Annotated in this window: 10 protein-coding genes; all 10 read left to right on the plus strand. The window is 43.2% G+C overall.

Going from position 1 to position 7,190, the window contains the following annotated elements:
• Positions 1–190: hypothetical protein (locus AC29Z1_RS08595; RefSeq protein WP_488271046.1), on the plus strand; the 190-nt coding region annotated here is incomplete at its 5' end.
• A 165-nt stretch (positions 191–355) separates the two neighbouring features.
• Complete coding sequence (locus AC29Z1_RS08600; protein ID WP_488271047.1) at positions 356–1,987, plus strand: L-lactate permease; 1,632 nt, start codon at positions 356–358, stop codon at positions 1,985–1,987.
• Between the two features lie 245 nt (positions 1,988–2,232).
• Positions 2,233–3,309, plus strand: a complete 1,077-nt coding sequence (locus AC29Z1_RS08605) for a ferredoxin oxidoreductase (RefSeq protein WP_488271048.1) — start codon at positions 2,233–2,235, stop codon at positions 3,307–3,309.
• Between the two features lie 20 nt (positions 3,310–3,329).
• Complete coding sequence (locus AC29Z1_RS08610) at positions 3,330–4,100, plus strand: thiamine pyrophosphate-dependent enzyme (protein WP_488271049.1); 771 nt, start codon at positions 3,330–3,332, stop codon at positions 4,098–4,100.
• A 4-nt stretch (positions 4,101–4,104) separates the two neighbouring features.
• Positions 4,105–4,821 carry a 2-oxoacid:ferredoxin oxidoreductase subunit gamma family protein gene (locus tag AC29Z1_RS08615; protein WP_488271050.1) on the plus strand — a complete coding sequence of 239 codons (717 nt, stop codon included), beginning with the start codon at positions 4,105–4,107 and terminating at the stop codon, positions 4,819–4,821.
• A 12-nt stretch (positions 4,822–4,833) separates the two neighbouring features.
• On the plus strand, positions 4,834–5,079 hold the full coding sequence (locus AC29Z1_RS08620; protein ID WP_488271051.1) for a 4Fe-4S dicluster domain-containing protein: 246 nt from the start codon (positions 4,834–4,836) through the stop codon (positions 5,077–5,079).
• A gap of 98 nt (positions 5,080–5,177) precedes the next feature.
• The gene (locus AC29Z1_RS08625; RefSeq protein ID WP_488271056.1) at positions 5,178–6,128 is read left to right on the plus strand and encodes a polyprenyl synthetase family protein; all 951 of its coding nucleotides are present in this window, start codon (positions 5,178–5,180) and stop codon (positions 6,126–6,128) included.
• A gap of 20 nt (positions 6,129–6,148) precedes the next feature.
• Positions 6,149–6,448 (plus strand): FadR/GntR family transcriptional regulator, encoded by a 300-nt coding sequence (locus AC29Z1_RS08630; RefSeq protein ID WP_488271052.1) that lies wholly within the window; start codon positions 6,149–6,151, stop codon positions 6,446–6,448.
• Complete coding sequence (locus AC29Z1_RS08635) at positions 6,442–6,930, plus strand: FadR/GntR family transcriptional regulator (protein ID WP_488271053.1); 489 nt, start codon at positions 6,442–6,444, stop codon at positions 6,928–6,930. The genes AC29Z1_RS08630 and AC29Z1_RS08635 overlap by 7 nt, the downstream gene beginning before the upstream one ends.
• Positions 6,931–7,039: 109 nt before the next feature.
• Positions 7,040–7,190, plus strand: a 151-nt coding sequence (gene tatA / locus AC29Z1_RS08640) for a twin-arginine translocase TatA/TatE family subunit (RefSeq protein WP_488271057.1), incomplete at its 3' end; no start/stop codon positions are given.

Here is a 7,190-nt window from a genome sequence, read left to right on the forward strand (position 1 = left end):
AACAGCGTTAAACTCGCGCTGTTTTTTACTTTGCAGCAAAGCGTACCAGCATATAAGGTCAATTACGGCTGATGTACAAAATAAACAGAAAGCAAAATTTCGCAAAATAAAAAAAATAACAAAAATAAAAAATATTAAATTAACACAGCAGGAATTTACAAAGATAGGTAGAATTAAAATTCAGAGGTAAGGTGGTCAGACCACCTGCCCACAATACCAAATATGAAAATAGGTATGACTGGATTGTTGGGCAGGAAAGGTAAGCAAAATAGGAGGTGAAAATAAAGAACAATTAGTTTACCCATCTGCAGAGTGTACATGAAAAGGAACCCAAACTAAAGAAGGGGTGTAAAGTATGACGTGGACACAAATCTATGACCCAATGGGTAATTTAGCTTTATCGGCGCTTATCGCAGCCATCCCGATGATTATTATCTTTTACCTACTGGCTATTCGCCGGACACCAGGTCAAATTGCCGGTGCGGCCGCTGTAATTTCAGCAGTCCTTGTAGCGGTATTAGTTTACAAAATGCCTGTTGGGACTGCTGTTACCGCAACAGTAATGGGTGCTGCATATGGTGTTTTCCCCATCTTCTGGATCGTAATAACAGCAATCTTTATTTATAACATGACCGTAGAAACCGGTCAGTTTGAAATAATTAAAAACTCAATTGCCACTATTACCGATGATCGCCGCTTGCAGGCACTGCTCATCGCTTTTTCTTTCGGCGCCTTCCTCGAAGGGGCTGCTGGTTTTGGTACACCAGTTGCTATTTCAGCAGGTATGTTGGTGGGTCTTGGTTTTAATCCGCTCTATGCTGCGGGTCTATGCTTGATCGCTAATACTGCACCGGTTGCTTTCGGTGGTATCGGTATTCCGATTATTGTTGCTGGTCAAGTAACCGGGATTGAAACCATGAAAATCAGCCAAATGGTTGGTCGTCAATTGCCGTTTCTTTCCGTCATTATTCCCATTTGGCTCGTTGTGTTGATGTCTGGTTGGAAATCTACTATGGAAGTATTGCCGGCCTGTTTGGTGGCTGGTATCTCCTTCGCATGCATCCAATGGTTTTCCTCGAACTTCATTGGACCAGAGCTTCCCGATATTCTGTCCGCATTAGCTAGTATGATAGCCCTGGCGTTTTTCCTCAAAATCTGGAAACCAGCAAAAACCTGGCGTTTCGCTGATGAAAAAGCTGCCGCCACTACTACGGTTAATGCACCTAAGTATAGTACAGGTACTATTCTTAAAGCATGGTCTCCGTTTGTTATCCTTACTTGTATGGTTATCCTCTGGGGCTTGAAACCTGTTCAGGCGGTTATTGATTCTGTATCCATCAAATACTTTGTTCCAGGTCTGGACAAAGTCGTTATGCAAGTGGCACCCATTGCCAAGAAACCGACGGCCATGGCGGCTATGTATAAAATCAACTGGCTAAGCGCTGCGGGTACAGCCCTCTTTATAGCTGGCATACTTTCAGCCATGGTTTTGGGTATTGGCCCTTCCCGTTTCGTTCAACTGTTTATAAAAACCTTTAAGCAACTAACCAAACCGCTGATTACAATTCCTTGTGTTCTGGGGCTTGCTTATATTATGAACTACTCAGGCATGAGCTCGACGCTAGGCCTGTTCTTGGCTGGTACAGGTTCTTTCTTCCCATTTTTCTCGGCGTTCCTTGGCTGGCTGGGCGTTTTCTTGACAGGATCGGATACTTCAGCCAACGCATTGTTTGGCAATCTCCAAGCTGTTACCGCCCAACAAGTTGGCATGGACCCTGTTTTATCTGTTGCCGCTAACTCATCCGGTGGTGTTACCGGTAAGATGATTTCACCACAAAGTATTGCTGTTGCTACTGCCGCAACCGGACTGGTTGGTAAAGAAGGTGATTTGTTCAGCTTTACTGTTATGCACTCCATAGTATTGGCTATTATCATTGGCTTAATGACATATGCACAAGCGTATTTCTTGACATGGATGATTCCGTAATTTAAAGACGTAACAGGATAAGAGTTGCTATCTTTTGGGTAAGATATGGGGGTGGGGAATAATCCCCCCTCATATCTTATATATAAGCCGTTTTATCCAGGTAACTTTGGTGTAATATACAAGTTTCTATAGTTAATTATTGCCTCAGAGCGTTTTGTGTAGGTGGATGCAGACTATGTCCCAGGTTTGCGGCCCAGCTAAATGGATGATGAGACAAAGGTTATATATTTTGAGGAGGTGCTTTTATGGCCGAAGTTTCACTGCAAGGTGAACAAAGAGTATTCATGACAGGCAATGAGGTGTGTGCCTGGGCTGCGTTAGCAGCTAAAGCTGACATTATGTACGGTTATCCGATTACGCCACAGAACGAGATTATGCATTATTGGACAAGACTTGCTCCTCAGTATGGAAAACGCTTTCTTCAAACCGAAGATGAAATTTCCGCCGGATTTACAACGCTTGGCGGCGTTATCATGGGCAGAAAGGCATTTACAGCAACTGCTGGACCCGGTAATGTGCTGATGCAGGAGTCCGCCGTCATGGCTGAAATGATGCGTTTGCCGATTGTATATATCATTCAGCAGCGGGGCGGTCCTTCGACAGCCACTGTTATTTATGCGCAGCAAGAAACTACGTTGACAACATTTGGTGGCAATGGTGAAGGTCATCGCATTGTTTATTCGACAGCTACCCATCAAGAATTGTTTGATTACACAATTAAGGCCTTTAACTCCGCATGGAAATATCGCTTCCCAGTATTTGTCTTAGGTGATGGATATCAGGCTAAAATGCGTGAACCGCTTACGATCTACAATCCTGAAGAAAAAGGTATCGAATTAGTGAACCCCGAACCCCTCCTTGGTGACACTGAAAACCCGCAGCGGGCTATCAAGCATCTTCGCAATACCTATAACACAGAAGATGAGCTGTATGAAGTCGTAATGAAACATCAGCGTGATTGGAAAAAGATGGCGGAAGAAGTCGTTGAATGGGACGCTAGAGGCTGTGAAGATGCGGAAGTCATTATTGTTACGCATGGTATTGTATCGCGGGGTGCTTTAGCCGCATATAACCAACTACGCGCTAACGGTGAGAAAGTTGGTTATTTCCGTCCGATTACCGTTCGCCCCTTCCCAGGAAAACAGCTGAAAGAAGCAATTAAAGGAGCCAAAAAGCTTATTGTTGCCGAATCTGCGTATGGCCAGTTATTGAAGCTTGTACAACACGAAATATTCGGTAGCACAGTTGAAGTTGTACCTATGCTTCGACCTGGTGTCGGCATTACTACCGAAGAAATTATTGAAGAGTATAACAAATTATAGAAATAGGAGGGTTGGCTACCATGCGAGAACTTAAAGAAACTCATATTCTTCGGCCAGCTATGCCCAGTAGTTGGAATGAAGATACAAAACCACATAAATTTTGTCCTGGTTGTGGCCATGGAATTATTCTTAAATGCCTCGGTGAAGCCATTGATGAATTAGGTATCAAAGATAAAATGGTTTTTGGCTGTGATATCGGCTGCTCACTCTTAGCTTGGGATTTCTTCAATGTTGACACAGTACAGACTCATCATGGACGGACTACCCCGGTAATTACTGGAATGAAGCGGGCCAATCCAGATATTATTGGCGTAGCGTATATGGGCGACGGTGGCGGTTATGCCATCGGTTCACAACACCTTTTCAATGCTGCGGTTCGTGGTGAGAAGATTACCATTATTCTTTGCAATAACTGTAACTATGGGATGACAGGAGGGCAGATGGCACCAACCACCTTGCCTGGCATGAAAACCGAAACCACTCCCTACGGACGGGATATAACGCAAAGCGGTTATCCTACCAAAGGCCCTGAAATGGTTGCTGCCGTAGCGCCTGAGGGAGCTTATGTCGCACGTGGTACAGTGGCAAATCCGCGACAACTTAAAGGGTTTATTAAAAAAGCACTGCAAAATCAGATAGATGGTAATGGTATTTCGTTTGTAGAATGCCTGTCTGGCTGTCCGACTAACTGGCGCACCAATGCTAAGCAGACTTGGGAATTCATTGAAAAAGATATGGCGCAGTATTACAAGGTCGGCGAACTTAGAACGCCACAACCAAAGGAGGGCTAAGCTGATGGCAAAGGTTGTTAAAATTGCTATTGCCGGTGAGGGTGGCCAAGGTGTTCAGTCAATTGCTGAAATTTTGGCTGAAGCCGCTAATGAGGAAGGAAAAAATGCGTTATACATTCCTAATTTCGGTGTAGAGCAGCGCGGCGGTGTTTCGCTTGCTTTCGTGCAAGTAAGTGATGGTCCCATTGGTGCTCCTAAATTCCAAAAAGCCGATATCCTGATACCGGTAAGTCCACGGGCAGTTAAGCGAACCAAGATGTACGCGGGTAAGGATACAATATATATTTATGACAATTCACTTATTCAGGAAGGCGAAGTAAATGATAATATTATCGGTCTGCAATATTTTGATGTAACACCACCATGTCCTACAGCCGATAGCCCCAACGATGACTTGTCGCAGGATTTGGTAGCTGGCGAACCTAAAACTTGTTCGTTCACTAGGCCGGGTCCAGGGGTTGATCCTGGTGATCTTCCGGAAGTTAAGAAAGTTGTGGCTATTCCAGCAAATGATATTGCCAAAAATGAGCTGCATCCGCGCGTGTTTAATATCATTATTCTTGGAGCAGTTATTGCCGCAACTGAATTGCTGCCACTGGAAAGCATTAAAAGAGCGCTTGAAACCAAACTCGGCGATAAGTTCCAGAAAGATCCCAAACTCCGCGATATGAACTTTGAGGCTCTTGAACGCGGCTACCAACTCATTAAAAAAGCAATGTAAGGAGGGGAAACAATGGCTAAAGTTTGGGAATCTGTAAAATATGACGGCGAAAAAGGCTTCTGGGCTAATTTCCCTAACCTATGCAAAGGCTGCGGCTTGTGTATAGAAAAATGTCCGGTAAAATGTATTACCTGGTCAGAAGGACTGGGTGTTTATGGAACACCGCGGGTTGAGGCTGATATGGAAAAGTGTGTTCTTTGTGGAATTTGTCAGACGGTATGTCCGGATTGCGCTATAACTGTGGAAAAAAATAAATAATTCCAACAATATTATAGACTATTAGCGTGGAAATAGTGTATTATAGAAACAGATTCTGTCTTGTAGGTGATTAGCGAGTGAGCAAGTTTCCAGACAATATTTTTGGTATAATTATTGATGATCTTATGGCTGTGGAAAAAGAACTGTATTCTATAATACAATCGCCGGTAGATCTAGTTAATGATATTGGTAAACATTTAGTGCAAGCGGGCGGTAAACGCTTACGGCCCGCTTTGTATCTAATGTGTGCCCGAGGCGGTGCTCCTAATCAAGCGGAACTTACGCCGATGGCTGTTGCTATTGAACTTATCCATATGGCAACCTTGGTGCATGACGATATTATTGACAACGCCGCTACCCGGCGGGGACGGCCTACAGCCAATGCCCGGTGGGGCAATCACAGTGCAGTATTAACAGGGGACTATTTATTTGCAAAAGCATTTTCAGCAGCTATGGTAGCAGAAAAAAAAATGTTAAAAATATTGTCAGATGTTATTTGTAATATCTGCGAAGGAGAAATTGTTCAATTAAAGGAAGCCTTTAATGCTGAGCAGGATGAGGCCGATTATCGCCAGAGAATAGCCCAAAAAACAGCGGATTTTATTGCCGCAAGTTGTGAGCTTGGGGCAATATCTGGCGGCTTGGATGAAACAAGTGTTGTTCAAGTTCGGGAATATGGTTATGCTATTGGCATGGCTTTTCAAATCACTGACGATATTTTAGATATAACTGCTTCAGCTGAACAGTTAGGTAAACCTGTCGGCAACGACTTGCGGCAAGGAATAGTAACACTGCCGGTTATTTATGCTTTAAAACACAGCCCCCGTTGTGACGAATTGCGCAGTATAATCGTGAATCAGAACATGTCTGACGATGATGTTAAACGAGGCTTAGAAATTATTCTTGAAACAGATGCTATCGAATATAGCTATGCACAAGTTAATACCTATTTACAACATGCCCGTAATATCTTGCCGGTAACGCTCAATCGCCCTGTGAGAGAATCCTTGTTAGCAGTAGCCGACTTTGTAGGAATGCGGAAATACTAGAATGATCTCCGGAGGCGCTAATGTTTAAGCCTGTTAAAACAAAAAAAGTCTATGAAGAAATTATCGGTCAAATTAAAAAACTTATTATTGATGGAAAATTACAACCAGGAGACAAATTGCTTTCGGAAAGAGAACTTGCAGAACGATTAAATGTTAGCCGGGCTTCGGTACGTGAAGCCTTTAGTGCCTTAGAAATGATGGGCATTATTACGATCCGTCCCGGTGAGGGAAGTTTTGTCAATCAGGTTTCTGTTGAAGGCATGATGGAGCCGTTATCGTTTTTTTTGCAGGTAGAGATTGATGACCTTTTCAATTGCTAGAGGTACGCAAAATTCTCGAAATAGAAACGGCAGCATTGGCCGCAATGCGGGCAACGCCAGAAGATTTAGAAGCAATAAAATCCGCGCTTGCCAGTATGCTGGAAGAAGTGAATAATGGTGGTACCGGAGAAAACGGTGATGCTGCTTTTCATTTTTCGATTGCTAAGGCGGCTAATAATCCGGTTTTGATTAAAATCATGCATACCATCTCCGATTTATTGGCAAAGACGTTTCGTACTACTCGCCAAAAAATGTTTTTGATTGAGAATATGCCAACTCTTTTGCACCAATCCCATTACGAAATATACGAAGCAATTACTGCTCACAATCCGCGTTTAGCCAGAATCAAAATGAAGGAACATCTTAATTTGGTTGAAGATGTACTTGCTAAAATTAAAAACGGTCAACTCCATCCTCCTCAGATACAGAGCGAGAATAATAAATGGCAGATTCCTCATGAAGATTACGGCTTTCCTTCGTAATGTGTTTTGCAGGACATACAAGGACAGTCGTATTTTTGTTGCATTGTGTTTTTTTGGACAGACAGGTATAATATAGTATATATGCAAACTAATAAGGGGGATGGTAGTTGTGTTTAGTTTTAGCATGCCGGAATTGATATTAATATTGGTGATTGCTTTAATTGTATTTGGGCCAGGAAAACTACCAGAAGTTGGCAAGGCTATTGGCAAGGGCATTCAGGAATTTCGCCGGGCCAGTTCAGATATTGGCAACGTAAAAG

This window comes from Sporomusa sp. (genome assembly GCF_057736855.1).

Coding starts and splice junctions, on each gene's coding strand:
- AC29Z1_RS08615 (WP_488271050.1), top strand. CDS start 4,105: ATGGCAAAGGTTGTTAAAATTGCTATTGCCGGTGAGGGTGGCCAAGGT.
- AC29Z1_RS08610 (WP_488271049.1), top strand. CDS start 3,330: ATGCGAGAACTTAAAGAAACTCATATTCTTCGGCCAGCTATGCCCAGT.
- AC29Z1_RS08605 (WP_488271048.1), top strand. CDS start 2,233: ATGGCCGAAGTTTCACTGCAAGGTGAACAAAGAGTATTCATGACAGGC.
- AC29Z1_RS08620 (WP_488271051.1), top strand. CDS start 4,834: ATGGCTAAAGTTTGGGAATCTGTAAAATATGACGGCGAAAAAGGCTTC.
- AC29Z1_RS08600 (WP_488271047.1), top strand. CDS start 356: ATGACGTGGACACAAATCTATGACCCAATGGGTAATTTAGCTTTATCG.
- AC29Z1_RS08630 (WP_488271052.1), top strand. CDS start 6,149: ATGTTTAAGCCTGTTAAAACAAAAAAAGTCTATGAAGAAATTATCGGT.